The organism is Alloalcanivorax balearicus MACL04 (assembly GCF_025532145.1).
In the GTDB taxonomy this organism is placed as follows: Bacteria; Pseudomonadota; Gammaproteobacteria; order Pseudomonadales; family Alcanivoracaceae; genus Alloalcanivorax; species Alloalcanivorax balearicus.
The window spans coordinates 93,555-111,848 of sequence record NZ_ARXS01000009.1 but is presented as its reverse complement, the minus strand read 5'-3'; the positions used below and the strand labels follow the sequence as shown (position 1 = coordinate 111,848).

General features: G+C 63.3%; 18 protein-coding genes. 3 read left to right on the top strand and 15 right to left on the bottom strand.

The window, feature by feature from the left end:
* Positions 1-37: 37 nt before the first annotated feature.
* From MA04_RS09830 to MA04_RS09815, 4 genes are all read right to left on the bottom strand, one after another.
* Complete coding sequence (locus MA04_RS09830) at positions 38-2,212, bottom strand: malate synthase G (RefSeq protein WP_262460279.1); 2,175 nt, start codon at positions 2,210-2,212, stop codon at positions 38-40.
* Between the two features lie 149 nt (positions 2,213-2,361).
* Entirely contained in the window at positions 2,362-3,231 is an 870-nt protein-coding gene (ttcA, locus tag MA04_RS09825; RefSeq protein WP_262460278.1) for a tRNA 2-thiocytidine(32) synthetase TtcA, read from the bottom strand.
* 41 nt (positions 3,232-3,272) lie between these two features.
* Positions 3,273-4,070 carry an SDR family oxidoreductase gene (locus MA04_RS09820; protein WP_014994304.1) on the bottom strand — a complete coding sequence of 266 codons (798 nt, stop codon included), beginning with the start codon at positions 4,068-4,070 and terminating at the stop codon, positions 3,273-3,275.
* A 165-nt stretch (positions 4,071-4,235) separates the two neighbouring features.
* The gene (locus tag MA04_RS09815; protein WP_262460322.1) at positions 4,236-5,378 is read right to left on the bottom strand and encodes an ATP-NAD kinase family protein; all 1,143 of its coding nucleotides are present in this window, start codon (positions 5,376-5,378) and stop codon (positions 4,236-4,238) included.
* Between the two features lie 108 nt (positions 5,379-5,486).
* Between MA04_RS09815 and MA04_RS09810 the strand changes: the two genes are divergently transcribed.
* The gene (locus MA04_RS09810; RefSeq protein WP_167321212.1) at positions 5,487-5,660 is read left to right on the top strand and encodes a PA1571 family protein; all 174 of its coding nucleotides are present in this window, start codon (positions 5,487-5,489) and stop codon (positions 5,658-5,660) included.
* On the opposite strand, the gene MA04_RS09805 is transcribed toward MA04_RS09810, so the two are convergent.
* From MA04_RS09805 to MA04_RS09795, 3 genes are all read right to left on the bottom strand, one after another.
* Complete coding sequence (locus tag MA04_RS09805) at positions 5,593-6,759, bottom strand: 4-phosphoerythronate dehydrogenase (protein ID WP_262460277.1); 1,167 nt, start codon at positions 6,757-6,759, stop codon at positions 5,593-5,595. The two genes, MA04_RS09810 and MA04_RS09805, sit on opposite strands and share 68 nt — an antisense overlap.
* A 38-nt stretch (positions 6,760-6,797) precedes the next feature.
* On the bottom strand, positions 6,798-7,664 hold the full coding sequence (locus tag MA04_RS09800) for a fructosamine kinase family protein (RefSeq protein WP_262460276.1): 867 nt from the start codon (positions 7,662-7,664) through the stop codon (positions 6,798-6,800).
* A gap of 150 nt (positions 7,665-7,814) precedes the next feature.
* Positions 7,815-8,882, bottom strand: a complete 1,068-nt coding sequence (locus tag MA04_RS09795) for an AraC family transcriptional regulator (RefSeq protein ID WP_163127314.1) — start codon at positions 8,880-8,882, stop codon at positions 7,815-7,817.
* 233 nt (positions 8,883-9,115) lie between these two features.
* On the opposite strand from MA04_RS09795, the gene MA04_RS09790 reads away from it, so the two are divergent.
* Together MA04_RS09790 and MA04_RS09785 are read left to right on the top strand one after the other, a co-directional pair.
* Positions 9,116-9,544, top strand: coding sequence for an SRPBCC family protein (locus MA04_RS09790; protein WP_014994299.1), 429 nt, complete (start codon positions 9,116-9,118; stop codon positions 9,542-9,544).
* A 33-nt stretch (positions 9,545-9,577) separates the two neighbouring features.
* The gene (locus MA04_RS09785) at positions 9,578-12,226 is read left to right on the top strand and encodes an efflux RND transporter permease subunit (protein ID WP_262460275.1); all 2,649 of its coding nucleotides are present in this window, start codon (positions 9,578-9,580) and stop codon (positions 12,224-12,226) included.
* A 191-nt stretch (positions 12,227-12,417) separates the two neighbouring features.
* On the opposite strand, the gene MA04_RS09780 is transcribed toward MA04_RS09785, so the two are convergent.
* Genes MA04_RS09780 through MA04_RS09745 form a run of 8 tightly spaced genes read right to left on the bottom strand, consistent with a single transcriptional unit; the run spans position 12,418 to position 18,294 of the window.
* The gene (locus MA04_RS09780; RefSeq protein WP_014994297.1) at positions 12,418-13,332 is read right to left on the bottom strand and encodes a cation diffusion facilitator family transporter; all 915 of its coding nucleotides are present in this window, start codon (positions 13,330-13,332) and stop codon (positions 12,418-12,420) included.
* Positions 13,329-14,060, bottom strand: a complete 732-nt coding sequence (locus tag MA04_RS09775) for a peptidoglycan DD-metalloendopeptidase family protein (protein ID WP_262460274.1) — start codon at positions 14,058-14,060, stop codon at positions 13,329-13,331. Before MA04_RS09775 ends, MA04_RS09780 begins: the two co-directional genes overlap by 4 nt.
* A 34-nt stretch (positions 14,061-14,094) precedes the next feature.
* Positions 14,095-15,018, bottom strand: coding sequence for a DUF368 domain-containing protein (locus MA04_RS09770; protein ID WP_014994295.1), 924 nt, complete (start codon positions 15,016-15,018; stop codon positions 14,095-14,097).
* A complete protein-coding gene (locus MA04_RS09765; RefSeq protein ID WP_262460272.1) occupies positions 15,015-15,674 on the bottom strand; it encodes a protein-L-isoaspartate(D-aspartate) O-methyltransferase in 660 nt (219 codons plus the stop codon). Before MA04_RS09765 ends, MA04_RS09770 begins: the two co-directional genes overlap by 4 nt.
* A 39-nt stretch (positions 15,675-15,713) precedes the next feature.
* Positions 15,714-16,796 carry a tRNA pseudouridine(13) synthase TruD gene (gene truD, locus MA04_RS09760; RefSeq protein WP_262460271.1) on the bottom strand — a complete coding sequence of 361 codons (1,083 nt, stop codon included), beginning with the start codon at positions 16,794-16,796 and terminating at the stop codon, positions 15,714-15,716.
* On the bottom strand, positions 16,783-17,265 hold the full coding sequence (gene ispF, locus MA04_RS09755) for a 2-C-methyl-D-erythritol 2,4-cyclodiphosphate synthase (RefSeq protein WP_022994553.1): 483 nt from the start codon (positions 17,263-17,265) through the stop codon (positions 16,783-16,785). Before ispF ends, truD begins: the two co-directional genes overlap by 14 nt.
* The gene (gene ispD / locus MA04_RS09750; protein ID WP_262460270.1) at positions 17,262-17,996 is read right to left on the bottom strand and encodes a 2-C-methyl-D-erythritol 4-phosphate cytidylyltransferase; all 735 of its coding nucleotides are present in this window, start codon (positions 17,994-17,996) and stop codon (positions 17,262-17,264) included. The genes ispF and ispD overlap by 4 nt, the downstream gene beginning before the upstream one ends.
* A complete protein-coding gene (locus MA04_RS09745) occupies positions 17,980-18,294 on the bottom strand; it encodes an FtsB family cell division protein (protein WP_014994290.1) in 315 nt (104 codons plus the stop codon). The genes ispD and MA04_RS09745 overlap by 17 nt, the downstream gene beginning before the upstream one ends.

Sequence of the window (18,294 nt, the reverse complement as noted above, 5' to 3'; positions counted from 1 at the left end):
CTTCGTAGTCCCCTTCGTGGGAAGAAGCGGGCCCGGATTAACCGGCCAGTTTGGCTTTCAGTTCACGGCGACGGCGGTGCAGGACCGGCTCGGTGTAGCCGCTGGGCTGCTCGCAGCCCTTGAACACCAGATCACAGGACGCCTGGAAGGCGATGCTGTCATCGAAGTTCGGCGCCATGTCCATGTAGGTCGGGTCACCGGCGTTCTGCTTGTCCACCACCTGCGCCATGCGCTTCATGGACTCCATCACCTGTTCCTCGGTGACAATGCCATGGTGCAGCCAGTTGGCGATGTGCTGGCTGGAGATACGGCAGGTGGCGCGGTCTTCCATCAGGCCCACGTTGTTGATGTCCGGCACCTTGGAACAGCCCACGCCCTGGTCGATCCAGCGCACCACGTAGCCGAGGATACCCTGGGCGTTGTTGTCCAGTTCCTGCTGGATTTCATTGGCGGTCAGTTCGCCTTCCAGCAACGGAATGGTGAGGATGTCGTCCAGGGAGGCGCGACCGCGGCTGGCCAGTTGATCCTGTACCTGCTGCACGTTCACTTCGTGATAGTGCATCACGTGCAGGGTGGCGGCGGTGGGTGACGGCACCCAGGCGCAGTTGGCGCCGGCTTTCGGATGACCGGCCTTGGTGGCCATCATTTCCGCCATTTCGTCCGGCTTCGCCCACATGCCTTTACCGATCTGGGCCACGCCTTGCAGGCCGCATTCCAGGCCGATATCCACGTTCCAGTTTTCATAGGCGTTGATCCAGGGCATGCCTTTCATATCGCCTTTGCGCGCCATCGGGCCCGCTTCCATGGAGGTGTGCATCTCGTCACCGGTACGGTCGAGGAAACCGGTGTTGATGAAGATCACCCGGTCCTTGGCCTGGCGGATACATTCCTTCAGGTTCACGGTGGTGCGGCGCTCTTCGTCCATGATGCCGATTTTCAGGGTGTTGGCCGGCAGGCCCAGCGCTTTTTCCACGCGCTCGAACAGTTCCACCGCGAACGCCACTTCTTCCGGACCGTGCATTTTCGGCTTCACGATGTACACGGAGCCGGTGCGGCTGTTGCGGAAATCGGCGCCGTCCTGCTTCTTCAGGTCGTGGATGGCGGCCAGCACGGTGACCATGGCGTCCATGATGCCTTCCGGGATTTCCTCACCGTTGTGCAGGATCGCCGGGTTGGTCATCAGGTGACCGACGTTGCGCACCAGCAGCAGGGAACGGCCCGGCAGCACCAGCTTGCCGCCGTCCAGCGCGGTGTATTCACGGTCCGGGTTGAGGGCGCGGGTCAGGGTGCGGCCGCCCTTGTCGAAGCTTTCCTTCAGGTCGCCTTTCATCAGGCCCGCCCAGTTGCGGTACACCTCGACTTTGTCCTCGGCGTCCACCGCGGCGACGGAGTCTTCGCAGTCCTGGATGGTGGTGATGGCGGATTCCAGCAGCACGTCCTTGACGTTGGCCGGGTCCTCGGCGCCGATCGGATGCTGATCGTCGATCTGGATTTCCGCGTGCAGGTTGTTGTGCTTGAGCAGCACGCCGCTGGGCCGCTCGGCGTCGCCCAGGAAGCCGCGCAGCTGGCCTTCGTCGGCCAGTCCGGATTCGCCCTCTTTCAGGCTCACCACCAGCTTGCCGTCGCGGATCGCGTAGCCGGTGCTGTCCTTGTGGGAGCCGCTGGCCAGCGGGAAATAGGTGTCGAGGAAATCACGGGCAAAGGCAATCACCTTGTCGCCGCGTTTCGGGTTGTAGCCGCCGCCGCGCACGGCGCCGTCTTCCTCGGAGATGGCATCGGTACCGTAGAGCGCGTCATACAGGCTGCCCCAGCGGGCGTTGGCGGCGTTCAGGGCGAAACGGGCGTTCTTCACCGGCACCACCAACTGCGGACCGGCGATGTGGGCGATCTCGTTGTCCACGTTCCGGGTGGCCACTTTGAAATCATCGCCTTCCGGCAGCAAGTAGCCCAGCTCGGTGAGGAAGCGCTTGTATTCCGGCAGGTCGATCTGCTTGCCCTTGCGCTCCAGGTGCCAGCCGTCGATCTTCTGCTGGATCTCGTCACGCTTGGCCAGCAGAGCCTTGTTGCGCGGCGCCAGGTCGGCCACGATCTGTTCCAGCTGCGCCCAGAAGTGTTCCACATCCACACCGGTACCCGGCGCCACTTCGTTGACTACCAGATCATGAAGTTCAGCGGCGATTTCCAGTCCGCCCTTTTTAATGCGATCGGTCATGTGCTCCTACCTTCTGGTCGAGTCGAAAACAAGGCCCGGGCGGCGCGGTGCGCGAGGCCCAGAGGCCGGAAAGCGGCGGCATTTTACCCGAAACACCGCCATGATTCATGCCATCAACCGTTTCCGGCGTGACGCACCGGTCAGCCCGTTCAATGGCCGCCGAACAAATTGACCACATCCAGACGATGGGCCTGCTGCCCTGCGCGCTGCACGCCGTCTTCCAGGTGTTCGAAGTCAAACAGGCGGGTGTCCGCCAGTTGGGAGGGGGCAATATTCTGAATCGCGGAAAAGATGCTCTCGATACGGCCGGGATGCTCACGATCCCAGTTGTTGAGCATTTCCTTGATGGTCTGGCGCTGCAGATTCTCCTGGGAACCGCACAGGTTACAGGGGATGATCGGAAAATCCCTGTAGCGGGCGAAGCGCACGATGTCCTTTTCCCGGCAGTAGGCCAGCGGGCGGATCACCACGTTCTTGTTGTCGTCGCTGCGCAACTTCGGCGGCATGGCTTTCATCTTGCCGCCGAAGAACATGTTCAGGAACAGGGTCTCGACGATGTCGTCACGGTGGTGGCCCAGGGCGATCTTGTTGGCGCCGATCTCCTCCGCAAACCCATACAGACTGCCCCGTCGCAGCCGTGAACAGAGCCCACAGGTGGTTTTTCCTTCCGGCACCTTCTCCTTGACGATGGAATAAGTGTCCTTCTCCAGGATGTGATAAGACACCCCTTCCTTCTCCAGGTAGTCCGGCAGTACGTGCTCCGGGAAACCCGGTTGTTTCTGATCCAGATTCACCGCCACCAGCTCGAAGTTGACCGGTGCGGAAAGCTGCAGATTGCGCAGAATCTCCAGCATGGTGTAGGAATCCTTGCCGCCGGACAGACACACCATCACCTTGTCGCCGTCAGCGATCATATTGTAATCAGCGATGGCCTTGCCCACTTCCCGCCGCAACTTCTTATGCAGCTTGTTGAAGTGAGTGCGATGCTTGGCATCGAGACTGTCGGTGACGCTTGCCATGGCAACCTCTGAACGGGCTCTGCGGGTTGGTGAGTAAGGGGTCAGGTGACTTTGATCTTGCGGATCAGGCGGCGGTACAACGGTGGGCACCATCGTTTCAGATACACGCCCATGCGCTCGCGGCCGGCGATGATAACCTGATCGCGGCCACGCTGCACGGCCTCCACCACCCGCCGGGCGCACTCCTCGGCGGCCAGGCCCTGCTCCTGGGCCGCGTCCATGGTGCCCTGGGCGGAGCCGTCACCCACCAGCGCGTTAACCGACACCTGGGTACGGATGAAACCGGGCATGACCAGGGTGACCCGGATACCTTCATCGTACTCTTCCGCCCGCAGCGCCTCGAAGAAACCGTGCAGGGCGTGTTTGCTGGCGCTGTAGGCGGAACGCAGCGGGGTCGGCAGCTCCCCCACCAGCGAGGTCACCACCACGAAACGGCCGGCTTTGGCCGCCCGGAACACCGGCAACACCGCCTTGGTCAGCGCCACCGCGCCGAAGTAATTCACCGCCATGATGCGCTGATCCACCGCCACGCCGGTGTCACGCACCAGCGAACGCTGGGAGATGCCGCCGTTGTGCACCACCTGATCCAGCCGCCCGAAGCGGGCCATGACCTGCTCCACCGCCGCCGGCATGGCATCAATGTCGGTCAGATCCAGCGGCAACACCAGATGCTGGTCGGCGTTCACCAAGGCGTCGCGCACCCGCTCCAATTCCTCCCGTCGCCGGGCGGACAACACCAGCCGGGCGCCGTAGCGGGCGTATTCCGCTGCCAGCGCCTCACCGATACCGGAAGAGGCGCCGGTAATCCAGATCACCTGATCCGCCAGGGAAGCCATCATCTAAATCCTCTTTGTTTTGAAAAGCGCTTACACGCAACACGCTGGCACGCCATCGCTGCTAAAGCAGCTTCCCACAGAGGGACTTCGAAGCCGCCGTGGGAAGCGAGCCGGTCGGCGCTCCGCTTGCTCGCGAATAACGTTCCGATGTTGCGTACACGCGGGCCGCTATTTCTCACCGGCGTCCAGCGCCACCCGATATAGTAACGTATCCTCATAGCCGCTGGTCACCGGCCACAGTCCGCACAGTTCCTGATCCAGCTCGGCGTCACCGGTGTCCACCAGCAATGGACGCCCTTCCAGAGTGGCCAGCTTACCCCGGCTGGCGAGGATCTGGACGCGGTCCTTACCGAGACGGCGGATCACCGCCGGGCTGAACTGCTGATTGCCACGGCCAAACAAGTGTCCCTGACCACCGATCACGGTCAGCAGCGCTCGCGCCGGCGCTTCGCCGATACACTCCAGAATCGCTTCGGCGCCCACATCCGCCGCCACTATCTCGCCATTGCGGATGATATCCACCCCGAGCAGCGTGTTCGGCAGCCCCAGTTGTTCCATCACCACCGCCAAGGTGGAACCGGAACCGACCAGGTAATAGACGTCATCCTCCAGAGTGTCGATGATCCAGGCGGCGATTTCGGTGACCACCAGGTCCTCCACTTCGCGGCCGCCGCATTTCACCTGCTGCAGGTAACGCCCCTCTTCCGGCACCATCAAGCTGCCATAGTAACGGGCACGGACCTCGCCGTGGCGGAACGCCTCTTCGTCGATGTCACGGACCTCCGCTTCCCGCAGCGCCACCAGCCCACCGTCGCGCATATCCGCCAGCAAATGGCCGGCGGCTTCCGGGTTCACCGCATACACCGCCGAATGCATTTTGCAGCCGGCCGGCACGCCCAACACCGGGATGCGCTGCCCCACCGCGTCCACCAGATCCCGGGCGGTGCCATCACCACCGGCGAACAGCAGCAGGTCGACACCCGCCGTCACCAGAGCCGCCGCCGCCTCACGGCTATGCTCGGCTTCGCTGGCCGGCGGCGATTGCCCCACGATCTCCGCCTGGAGACCGGCGTCCCGACAGCTGTGTTCGCCCATGTCGCCGCCCCAGGTCAACCAGCGCAGCGGCCGCGCCGCCGGTCCCAGCGCTTGCAGGGCCCGAGTCATGCGCTCCACCGCCATCGGCCGCGCGCCCCGGCGCAGCGCCTCGGCACGGGTTTCGGCACCGTCACTGCCTTTCAGGCCGACGGCACCGCCGATGCCGGCGAACGGATTGACCAGTACCCCCACGGTTAGCGGGGATTTTTCGTCCATCGTCATAAAATCATCATATCCAACAACAAGAATGGCCGTGCCGGGGGAGATCACCCCGAACCCAAAGGTCAGCCCTCCATGGAGGGTCGGATTAACGGAGAGACTACCATGAGCCGCACTTCCCTCTCCCGCTCGCCGGGATCCGGAGATTTCAACGACGCCGCCCTGGTGGACGAACAGGGACGCGAGATTCCGATCACCGAAGCGATGATTCTCAAGGCCTGTCGAGAGCTGGAGCAGGCATGGCGCTACCCGCGCCAGGCGGATCGAAAAGCAGGCTGAGCAAGGCGCTCAGCGCCGGCGCCACCTCACCACGGTGACGCCAGTGGTGCAGTTCATGGCGCGGCGGATAGTCGCGCCGCAAGGCATCGAACGCCCTCCCCGGGTCGGTTTCATCGACGCTGGCACGCAGACGGCGATCGTCGTCGTCAATCCGGTAGGCCCGCTGTAACAACGCCAGCAGGTCATCCTCGTCCGCCACCGGGTGTTCCTGTATCGGCCGCTCCCCGTCCATCACCGGAACTCCCGCGCTTTCCCCCCGCCACAAACGGAAGGCCTGGTGGAGCATGGTGGTGCCCAGCCACTTCCCTTCCACGCTGTAACCGGCCACATGCGGGGAACCAAGACGCACCCGCGCCAGCAGCCCGGCATCGATTCGCGGCTCCCCCTCCCAGACGTCCAGCAGCACCAGCGGCGCGTTGGCGTCCGCCAGTCTCTCCCGCAGCGCCTGGTTGTCGATCACCGCGCCCCGGCAGGTACTGAGCAGCGTTTGCCGCGGGCCGAGACGCAACAAGCGCTCGCGGTCGAGCATATGGAAGGTGGCATCCGGCCCCTGGCGAGTCAGCGGCACGTGCAGGGTGACCAGATCCGCCGCCAGCACCGTATCCAGGTCGGTCAGCGGCACCACGGTATCGGCTCCGGCCCGTTGCAGCGGCGGATCACAGGCCAGGACCGTTACCCCAAGGGCGCTCAGCCACTGCGCCACCCGGCTGCCCACGTTCCCCAGGCCGACAATGCCCACGCTGCTGTCGCGCAAGGTCCTGCCCTGTTCCCGGCAGGCCAGCAACAGCGCCTGCAGCACATACTCCGCCACCGCCCGGGCGTTGCAACCCGGCGCATGGGCGAAGGCCACGCCCATGGCCTTGAGCGCCGCCCGGTCCACGTGATCGGTGCCGATGGTGGCGGAGCCGACGAAACGCACCGGGGTGCCCTCCAGCAGCACCCGGTCCACCCGGGTAACGGAGCGCACCAGTAACACCTCGGTGTCGGCAAGGTCGATCCGGGTAAGGCGGCGGCCGTCCACACGGCGCACCGTCCCGAGCGCTTCAAAGGGCGCCAGCCCCGGCATGTTTTCATCAGCGACAATACGAATGGGAGTCAAAGCTCAACACCATCAACAAGGCATCATGGATCGCGCTGTCAGTAGGACAGCAGGGTCCGACAGCTGCGGGTGATGGCATTGAGGTAGCCGCCACCGAACAGCACAAAGTGGTTGAGCAGATGATACAGGTTATAGAGCGTCTTGCGCTGCACCACGGCGGGATCGTGAGGGTCGATACCATAACCGCGATGACATTCTTCCGGCACCGGACCGAACAATTCCAGCATGGCCAGATCCACCTCCCCGTGGCCGTAGTACACCGCCGGATCGAACAGCACCACGGTGCCGTCGGTGAGCGTGCCCAGGTTGCCGGACCACAGATCGCCATGCACCAGCGACGGCGTCACCGTCACTTCGGAGAGCCAGTCCATGGCCAGCGCCATCACCGCTTCCACCTGGCCCGCCTCCGCCGCCGGCAGCCCGCGCTGACAGGCCCAGCGCCATTGTGGCGCCAGCCGTTGGTTGACGAAGAAGGTGGCCCAATCCGGCGACGGTGCATTGTATTGGCGGCTGGCGCCGATCCAGTTATCACGGTGATAACCGAACTGTTCACCGGGCACGGAATGCAGACGCCGCAGCAGCTCGCCCAGCTCCCGCCATTGTCCATGGGACAGGGACTGCCCCAGTTCCAGCCATTCCAGAATCAGAGCCTGGCCGCCCGCCAGTGGGCCGAGGTAACGCCAGCCCGGCACTCTCACCACTGGCGCCAGCCGGGTCAGCCCGTCCTGTTCGGCCTCCAGCGGGTCGCCATCGCTCATCCATTTGAGGAAGAAGCGCTGCGCCGGGGTATGGATGATCGCGGTGAGCCCGGCACCGCTTTGCCCAAGCGGTTGCAGCCGGCAGTCCCGGCCGGGCAACGACCACAGTATTTCCAGTTCCCGGGCGGCGGTGTCGATATCGATCATAAGCGTTCGGGCTGTCGATCCACGTGATAAAGCCGCTGTGGGAGCTTGCCTGCAAGCGAATCCCGTGTGAGCCGAGAGCCCCATTCGCTTGCAGGCAAGCTCCCACAGTGGCTTCGTAGCCACCTCTGAAGTCATGCTTGCGATGCCGTTTCAGCGCTCCATTTGATGGATCGCCATCCGTTCGTTGCGGGCCCGTTCGGTTAATTGCCGGCGCCGGTATTCCCCCGGCGCGCACCCCTGCCAGCGGCGAAAAGCGTGGTAGAAATTGGCGATATCCGAAAAGCCCAGATCCTGGGTCAGTTGCTGCATGTCACAGCACGGTTCCACCAGTTTACGGCAGGCGTGCTCGTGCCGCACCTGGTCGCGCAAATCGGCGAAGCGCAGCCCCTCCTGACGCAGTCGTCGCTGCAGCGTACGGGTGGTCATGTTCAATGAGGAAGCCACCTTCTCCACCGACCAGGCGCCTTGTCCCAGAGTTTCATACAGCCGCTCACGCACCTGTAGACTCACCGCCGCCGCCCGGGTCAACGCGCCAAGCAGTCGATCCGCGGCGCGTTCCAGACGGCGCCGATAATCCGGATAGGCACCGGGCAGCGGCGAGGTCAACGCCGCTTCATCGAACAGCACGGCATTACAGGGAGCCTCGAAGACCAGCGGACATTGAAAGAAGGCACGGTATTCATTCAGTTGTGGCGGTGGCGGGGCCGGATGGCGGAAGGCCGCCTCCCGTACCGGGAAACGCCCACCGGTGAGGGAGCGGCCAATGGCGACGATGGTGGCCACCACCAATTCGTTGTGAGTGCGGGTCTGGGTAAACTCCAAATCCGGATAATGCGGGAACACTTCCAGGGCCACGGCATCGGGTTCGTGGCGCAGGGCGAACCCCAGGTACGGCACCAACAGGTCCTTGTAGCGGAACAGCAGCGCCAGCCCCTGATCCAGGGACGCGGAAGCCGCCATCAGGTTACCAATGATGTCCAGATTGCCGTAGTGGTTGTCTCTGCCCACATGCAGACCAAAGAGCGGATCCCGGGTTTCGGCGAACGCGGTGCTGAGCACGGTATCGATCTGCTCCACGCGCACATAGCACTCCGCGCGCCCGACCATGTCCGCGTCGATCCCGGCTTTCTGAAACAACGCCTGCACGTCCAGGCGGCTGCGCAGTGCGATCTCCATTAACGCCGGCAGGTTGGATGCCGGGAACAATTTGCTCGCCATGTGGTTTCCTTACGTAGTGGCTTTCGCCTTTGTTATTTTTTATGACCGCCATCTCCCCTACGGGCCGTCGCAAGCGACATCAACAATCATTCCCTATGATTTTTTGTTCACGCTAGGCAGGACGCGGCCTTCGGTCAAGCTTCCAGTGGATAATGGCCCGATTCGCCTCGGCACTGAACTGGCCGTGATCCATCGCGACGGGTAATCTTGGCGCAAACCCTGACGAGCCCGCCATGCTGAAACGCTATTTCATCGACGACGTCACCGACACCGCCGCTTCCCGCCGTCAGGCTTTCTCCCTGTTCACCCGGGTGGAAGACTGGCCCGACTGGTGTTCGGTGGTTCGCTATGCCAGATTGTTCGGCGGCTGGCGCCCCGGCGCCACCCTGCTGTTCGTTATCGACCTGCCCGGCCTGCCCCCCGCGCCGGTGGCGGTAAAAGTGCTGGAAGTGGTCGAAAACGAGCGCATCAGTTGGGGACTGTCGTTGCCGCTGGCGAGGATTCAGCACCGCTTTTCCTTCATTGACGACGATGAAGGTGGCTGCCGGTTGCATCAGGAAGAGTGGTCCGAGGGCGCCCTGACATTGCTTACACTCCCCTTCGGCAAACTGATTCATCGCTTTGATCGCCGTTTCGCCGCCGAATTCGCGGCGATGTTTTAGAGCCTGTTAATAATAACCGGTCCGAGAGGTTCCATGACCCATCGACTGTTCTTGAGCTATTGCCGGGTGGTGCTGCGCCATCCACTGTTCTGGCTGCTGATCGTGGCTTTAGTGAGCGCCACCGCCGCCTGGCAGGCACGACACTTCAAACTGGACGCCTCGGCGGATTCTCTGGTGCTGGAGAACGACCAGGCGTTGCAGTACTACCGTGGTATCGCCAAGCGCTATGGCGGTAGCGATTTCCTGGTGGTCACCTACACCCCCAAGGATCGCCCTCTGTTCCAGCGCGATACCCTGGAACACCTGTCACGACTGCAGGACAGTCTGAAGAAAGTGGATCGGGTGGCCTCGGTTTACAGCATGCTGGATGTGCCGCTGCTGTTCAGCCCGCAGGTGGAATTCACCGATCTGGCCAGCGGCTACCGTACCCTGCTTGAAGCGGACACTGACCTGGCCCTGGCGAAGAAGGAATTCACCGAGGAAAACCCTCTCTATCAGGACCTGCTTGTCAGCCGGGACGGCAACACCACCGCGCTGCTGCTGACGCTGGAAGACGATCAGCATTACCGCGACCTGCTGGCACAACGTACGGAACTGCGCAAGAAGCGACGCGAAGACACGCTCAGCACCGAAGAAGAAGAGCGGCTGGACAGGGTCTCCCGGGAATTCAGCGACTACAGCAGCCAGCTGCAGGCGGAAAGCACCCAGCGTATCGAGCAGGTGCGCGGCATCATGGACCAGTATCGCGATCAGGCGGGACTGTTCCTTGGCGGTGTGCCGATGATCGCCAGTGACATGGTCAGCTTCATTCGCGCCGATCTGGAGATCTTCGGCATCGGCGTTCTGGTATTTCTGATCCTGGCCCTGTTTCTGATTTTCCGCCGCCCCCGCTGGGTGGTGGTGCCACTGGTCTGCTGCGGACTCACGGTGTTGATCGTCACCGGCTGGCTCGGCTTCATGGACTGGAAGGTCACCGTGATCAGCAGCAACTACATCTCGTTGTTGCTGATCATCACCATGTCCATCGCCATTCACCTGACCGTGCGATACCGGGAACTGCACGAAGAAAACCCCTCGGCCACCCAGGCCTGGCTGGTACGGGAAACCGCCGCCCATATGATGCGGCCCTGTGTGTACATGATCCTGACCACCATGGTCGGTTTCTCGTCCCTGGTGATCAGCGACATCCGCCCGGTCATCGACTTCGGCTGGATGATGACCATTGGTCTGGCGGTGGCGCTGGTGGTGTGTTTCCTGGCCTTCCCGGCCCTGCTGTTGCCATTGCAGCCCGGCACTGCCCCCGGCGGTAGCGACCTGACCCGCAAGTTGACACTGGGCTTCGCCACCATCACCGAAAAAAGCCGGCTGCCACTGCTGCTGGCAGCGCTGGTGATCATCGCCCTGGCGGTGTGGGGGATGAGCCGTCTGACGGTGGAAAACCGCTTTATTGATTACTTCCAGAAGGACACGGAAATCCACCAGGGCATGCTGCAGATCGACCGCAAACTGGGTGGTACCACACCGCTGGATATCATTATTGATGCGCCGCCGAGGCCGGAACCCAAAACACAAGACCACCACACCGCCACGTCCGAGCCGGCGTCCGACGATGGTTTTGGCGCGACGGACGAAGATCCTTTCAGCGCCGGTGACGACGGCTTTGGCACGGACGGCACGGATCAGGCGGGCGATCCTTTCGCCGCCGACAGTACCGACTCGTTCAGTGCCGACCCCTTCGGTGCCGACGATGGCGGCGATCCGTTCAAACAGGCTTCCGCCGGTGAACGCCGTCTGCGCGACGCTTACTGGTACACCCCCCACCGGCTGGGCCAGTTGATCGAGATCGAGGAATATCTCAAGTCCCTGCCGGAAACCGGCAAGGTGCTGTCCATCGCCACCACTTACCAGGTAGCGGAAAAGCTCAATGGCGGCCCTCTCAGTTACATGCAGTTGATGCTGCTGGCGAGCTTCATTCCCGACGATCTGCGTTCACAGCTGGTGAATCCATACATGTCCGAGGACGGCCGCCAGGTACGCATCAGTGTGCGGGTGATCGATTCAGACAAGAATCTCAATCGCGATGACCTGCTCAAGAAGATTCGCGGCGATCTGCTGGAGAAGTTCGACCTGCAGCCCGAGCAGGTGCATCTCACCGGTGCCATGGTGCTCTATAACAACATGCTGCAGAGTCTGTTCGATTCCCAGATCAAGACCCTCGGCTATGTGTTCGTGGCGATCATGGTGATGTTGCTGATCCTGTTCCGCTCGTTGCCGGTGGCATTGATCAGCATGGTGCCGAGCCTGGTCAGCGCGGCGCTGGTACTGGGTTTGATGGGCTGGATCGGTCTGCCGCTGGATTTGATGACCATCACCATTACCGCGATCACCATCGGCATCGCCGTGGACGACACCATCCACTACATACACCGCTTCCATGAGGAATTGCCGAAAGACAACGATTATGTGGCCACCATGTACCGCTGCCACGGCTCCATCGGCAAGGCGATGTACTACACCTCTCTGGTGATCATCGCCGGCTTCTCGATCCTGGCGATTTCCAACTTCAATCCCACCGTCTATTTCGGGCTGCTCACCGGCCTGGCCATGCTGGTGGCGTTGCTCAGCAACCTGACATTGTTGCCGGCCTTGCTGATCAGTGTGAAACCGAAGTTGAGGGTGTGAGGGCTCCTGCGCTCGCCGGTTACCTCGAAGCGGAGCCGCGTTAGGCCTTTGCGGGACCCTGTCGAACACGGACGTTCGACCGGGAGCCTACACGGACGTATTCACGGCGTTTCCGCAAAGGCCTAACGTGGCTCCGCTGTCCCTGCTGGCCCCCCCGGTTTTCCCTGAACCGCGATAAGCCTTTCCTGGCGTCAGACGTCCTGACGTTCATCCACCGGCACCCGGGGCGCTCCCGGCACCGGGTCCTGGTGAATGATCACCTCGGCGTTGGGAAATGCCTTGCGGATGTCCAAACGAATGCGCTCGCCGAGGGCATGGGCATCGAGCAATGACATGGTTTGGTCCATGTCCACATGCAATTGAATAAACAGCGTCCGCCCTGAAAGACGAGTGCGCAGATCATGGAATCCCAGCGCCTCGGTATGGGCTCCGACGATGGCGCCAATACGATCTCGGGTATCCCCTTCCACCTCCCGGTCCAGCAGCAGCTGACTGGCCTCCCAGCCGATCTGCCAGGCGGAACGCAGCACGAACACCGCGATCAGCATCGCCACGATGCCATCCGCCTCAGGGAAGCCGAACCAGGCGATCACCAGCGTGGCGATAATGCCCAGGTTCACCGCCAGATCGGAGAAGTAATGCAGGCTGTCCGCCTGGATCGCGGTGGAGCCGGTGCGACGGATCACGTAGCGTTGAAAAATCACCAGGGCGCCGGTCAGGACAATGGAAAACACCATCACGCCGATACCCAGCCCCGTGGCTTCCAGCGGTTGTGGATCCAGCATTTTGAGGATCGCTTCCCGCCCCAGAAACACCGCCGAGCCCGCCACCAGTACCGCCTGGCCCAGCCCGGCCAGCGCCTCCGCCTTGCCGTGTCCGAAGCGGTGTTCCTTATCCGGCGGTACCAGCGAATAGCGAATGGCGGCGAAGTTGACCAGCGAGGCCAGCGAGTCCATCGCTGAATCCACCAGCGAGGCCAGCAGGCTGACCGAGCCGGTGGCGCTCCAGGCCAGCGCCTTGACCACGATCAGCACCATGGCCACCGCCACCGAAGCCGAGGCGGCGAGAAGCAATAAACGATGGGACGCGCGGGAATGATCGGTCATGATTTCTTCGGTAACAGAGGAAGCGGGTCCACCGGCTGTCCATCCCGGCGAATCTCGAAATGCAATTGGGTGCGAAAGGTGCCACTGGACCCCATGGTGGCGATCTTCTGACCGGACTTCACCTGCTCCCCCTCCTTCACCAGTAAGTTATCGTTGTGAGCATAGGCGCTCAGCCAGCGATCATTATGTTTGATGATCAGCAACTTGCCGTAACCGGTCAGCCCCACCCCTTTATACACCACCGTCCCGTCCGCCGCGGCCACCACCGACGCACCGCGACGCCCGGCGATGGCGATACCGCGAGGGCCGCTGCCAGCGGAGGAAAAGCGCTGCACCAGCTCTCCCTCCGCCGGCCAGCGCCAACGCACGTTGCTGACCACTTTCGGGGTCGCTGGAGGGGCCGGTTTGGCGACCGGTTTGGCGGCCGGCTTCGCCGTCGGTTTGCTGCTTGAGGCGGTACCGCGTGGACGGGTTTTCGGTGCTGCCGCGGCGCGGGAGGAGAAACGGATCACCTGTCCGGGATAGATGGTGTAAGGCGCTTTGATGCCATTGGCGCGCGCCAGCGACTTGTAGTCCCAGCCGTAGCGCCAGGCAATCGAATACAAGGTCTCGCCGCGAGCCACCTTATGGCTGCCGGAAGTCACCGGCTGGGAGCGGGATGACTTGCCGTACAGGTCAACCACCGGCGGCGGATTGCTTACCGCACACCCGCCCAGCCACAGTGTCAAAGTTATCCAGACCAGAACGCGCAAGTAGAAGCCTTTAGTCGGTCGTCTCCTTGGCGACATTATGCACAGGTGCGGCCAGGGAAAGTAGCCAGACCACAGCCATTCCCAATAAAGCGGCAAGCACGGCGATGAGAATTTGCGTCCCTTCGCCGGTGGCCTGAGCGTATTGATGCGGCGTCAGCCAATGCTCTCCGAGGCCACTTTCGTCACCGATGCGCCAGGGCCAGAGTTTGACCAGCGAACCGGCCATGAAGCCGCCAAGCAGCGCCATTACTGTGTCGTGGTAACGACTCAACAGCCACTTCAGCAAATGCACGAAGCTCAACAGCCCCACCGCGCAGCCGCCCGCGAAAGCAGCCAGCAATGACCACTGGCCGTCACGCACCGCCTGCAGAACCGGCTCATAAAGCCCGAGTAAAAGAAGGATAAAACTGCCGGAAATGCCCGGCAGAATCATCGCGCAGATAGCCACGGCGCCACCCAGGAAAAACACCAGCGGGCCGGCCCCGGCACCCTGCAGTCCCGGCGCCAGCGAAATCGCCACCGCCGCCAGAGTGCCGGCCAGGAAGGTAGCCCATTGGGAAGGGCCTCTTCGTACCAGCGGCTTGAGAATCATCGGGATGCTGGCGGCAATCAAACCGGAAAAGAACGCCCACACCGGTACCGGATGGTGTTCCAGAAACCAGGTAATCAAGCGCGCCAGCAAGGCGATGCTGGTGAGGATGCCCGCCAACAGAGAAATCAGGAAAGTGAAGTTGCCGGCACGCCAGAACGCGGCAAATCCCTGCCGTCGCCAGATCGTGATCAGACCGGGGCGAACCCCGCCCAGAGTGGCGATCAGTTCCTCATAGATGCCGGTGATCAGCGCCAGGGTGCCACCGGAAACCCCGGGCACCACGTCGGCCGCGCCCATGGCGATGCCCCGGCAGTAGACGCCGGGCCGAAACAAAGCGGTCATTGCACGCCTCTCTGAAAGGGCACGAAGCGCACCGGGTCCAGCGCCCGCGACACCAGTTCGTTGCCATGCCGATCCACCACGGTCAGCCGTTGTTGGCGATCCCCCACTGGCATCACCAGACGGCCTCCCTCGGCCAGTTGGGCAAGCAGTTCCTCGGGGATGTCCGGACGGGCGCAGGTCACCAGGATGCCATCGAACGGGGCCGCCGAGGACCAGCCGAAGCCGCCGTCGGCATGGCGCAGCTGCACCCGGTTGGCCAGTCCCAGTTCACGCAGCCGTCGCCGGGCGGCATCCTGCAAAGGGCGGATCCGCTCCACCGAACAGACCTGACGGGCGAAAGCGGCCAGTACCGCGGTCTGGTAACCGCAGCCGGTTCCCACCTCCAGCACCTTCTCCGGAATCGCCTGCTCGATCAGCAGCTCGGTCATGCGCGCCACCACCCAGGGCTGGGAAATGGTCTGCCCGTGGCCGATCGGCAGGGCGGTATCGTCATAGGCCTGATGGGATAGCGCCTCGTCCACGAACAAATGCCGTGGCGTGGCGCGAATGGCTTCCAGTACCCGTTCATCGGTGATCCCCGATTCCCTTAGCCGGCTGATCAGCCGTTCCCGGGTACGCGCGGACGTCATGCCAATCCCACTTCGTCGGTCTGTCATGTTGCTAAAATCCCAATGGGGCCAGACGCCCCCCTGATATCAAAGCCTTTCCCGCGAGCGCCGTTCCGGCCCGCGAGTCTCCAGCAACTCCGCCAGCACGGTGGTGGCGAAGGCCCCGGCCGGCAAGCGGAAAGATAAATACAGGGTATCGTCCCTGCTGTCCCAGTCGAGGCCGGACACCGGCAGGCGGGTGGCGCGGCGGGCCGCGTCGACGCCCTGCCCCGCCAATCCTTCGATGACCGCGGCCCAGGGGGCCAGAACGGTCTGTTCCAATACTTGGCAAGCGCCCGATGATGCCATGCCCCCGGCGCCGGGCAAAGGCCCGGTGGGATGAACTTCTCCGGCACTCAAACGGGTTTCGGCGTCCGGTTCATCGGCGGCGGCGAATAATCCACGGCTGCCGTCCGGTTGCAAAAGGTCGCCGTCCAGCAGCCGGTCCCAACAGCCACGGCGCACCCGCTCCGCCAATACCGCGTTGAACAGACCCGAGCGCACCGCCGACAGCCACAGGCCGCGCAAGGTGCGTTTGCGGGGCGCCTCGCCCTCTCCGCTCAGCCAGATCAGTCCGCGCTGCCAGTTACTGTCGTCCCGGCCAAAGCGCTGCTCGCCGAAATAGTTGGGTACGCCCAGGCGGGCGATCAACGCCAGACGCTCCGCCAGCGCCGCCGGATCCGCCTGGACCTGACGCAGGCACAGCTGGAAAGCATTGGCGCGATGGGTACCGCGATTCAACTTGCGCCGGTGGCGGCGAGCCTGCAACAGCCGCACCCCCGGCGGACAGTCCAGGTCAGGGTCCGGTTTGCCGGGCAGATGGAGACTGAACCACTGGCGGGTGATGGCGCGGCGGTCCTTAAGCCCGCTGTAGCCCACCGAGAGACGATGAATGCCGGCCTGCCGGGCCAGCCACAACGCCACGTCCTCGGTGTTCCAATCGGTTTTCTCGATCTCCAGCCAGAGGTGCTCGCCCTCTCCTTCCGGCGTCACTGTCATGATCTCGTCGACGCGAAAGTCAGCGAACTGCTCCCGCATCAAGGCACGCCCCAGCGGCGCGCCATGGGCCGGCGGCCGCGCCGGGGCGCCGCCGTTGTTCAAAACGGCGCCATTCAACTCAGTCTCGTTCAAGCAACACCACCGCCTGCACCGCGATACCTTCGCCCCGTCCGGTGAAGCCCAGCCGTTCCGTGGTGGTGGCTTTCACCGACACCGCGTCCAGCGCCAGCCCCATTAGATCGGCGATACGTTCACGCATGGCCTGCACATGGGGAGCGATCTTCGGCTGCTGGCAGATGATGGTCAGATCCAGATTCAGCGGCCGCCAGCCTCGACCGGTGACATCCTTGAGCACCGCTTTCAGCAAGACGGCGGAGTCCGCGCCTTTCCAGCGCGGATCGGTGTCCGGAAAATAATGGCCGATGTCACCCAGCGCCAGGGCGCCGAGCAGCGCATCGCTGAGCGCGTGCAGCGCCACGTCGCCGTCGGAGTGAGCTTTCAGGCCACGCTCATGGGGAATGCGGATACCGCCGAGGACAACGTGATCGCCGTCATCACTGAAGGCGTGAACGTCGAAACCCTGACCAATACGCAGGCTCATGATGACTCCTCCTGGCCGGAGTCCAGTCCCTGGCGGCGCAGATAAAAGCGTGCCAGCGGCAGGTCTTCCGGTACCGTGATCTTGATGTTGTCGGCGTTTCCGGCCACCAGCCTCGGCCGCCAGCCACGCGCTTCCATGGCCGACGCTTCGTCGGTGATGGCGTCATCCGGCGCCGCCAGCGCCTCGGCCAGGGCCGCGGCCGGGAACAATTGCGGGGTCAGGGCCCGCCAGATCAGGCTGCGATCCACGGTGGCGTCGATGCATTGACCAGGGTCCGCCCGCTTGATGGTATCCACCACCGGGCAGGCCAGAATTCCGCCCTGCTCTCCGACGCCGTCGATCAGCTTCTGGATATCCGACAGGCGCACCAGAGGGCGGGCCATGTCATGCACCAACGCCCAGGCGTCCGGGGCCTGCTCCAGCACCGCCTGGAGGCCGGCCCGCACTGACTCGGCGCGACTGGCACCGCCGGTGACGGTGCGGATACGCGGGTGGTCCTGGAGCGACAATCCATTAAGCGACAATCGCGGCCACCAGGGGTCGCCCTCAGCCACCGCCACCACCACACCGGACAAGGGCGCGAACGCCAGCAGCCGCTGCAGGGTATGTTCCGCCAGGGTGCGCCCTTCCAGTGTCAGATATTGTTTGGGCAGGCTGGCGCCCATACGCGCGCCGACACCGGCGGCGGGCACCACCGCGTACAAAGGGAAAGGCTTAACGCTTGTCGTCACGGGGTGTGTCCGGTTCCAGGATCAGGAAGAAGGTCTCGCCGTCACGGATCATGCCCAGATCCTTGCGCGCCAGCTCCTCCACCGCATCGCTGCCTTCCTTGAGATCACGTACATCCGCCGCCATCAGGCGGTTCCGTTCACTGAGCGTGTGGTTTTGTTCGGAGAGCGCCTGAACCTCCTTTTTCAGGGTCGCCACATGGCGCAGGCTGCCCTCCCCGAACCACAGGCGCACCTGCAGTACCACCAGCAGCAAAGCCAGAACGGCGAGCATGACCTGGCGGGCCGGGGACAGTTTCAT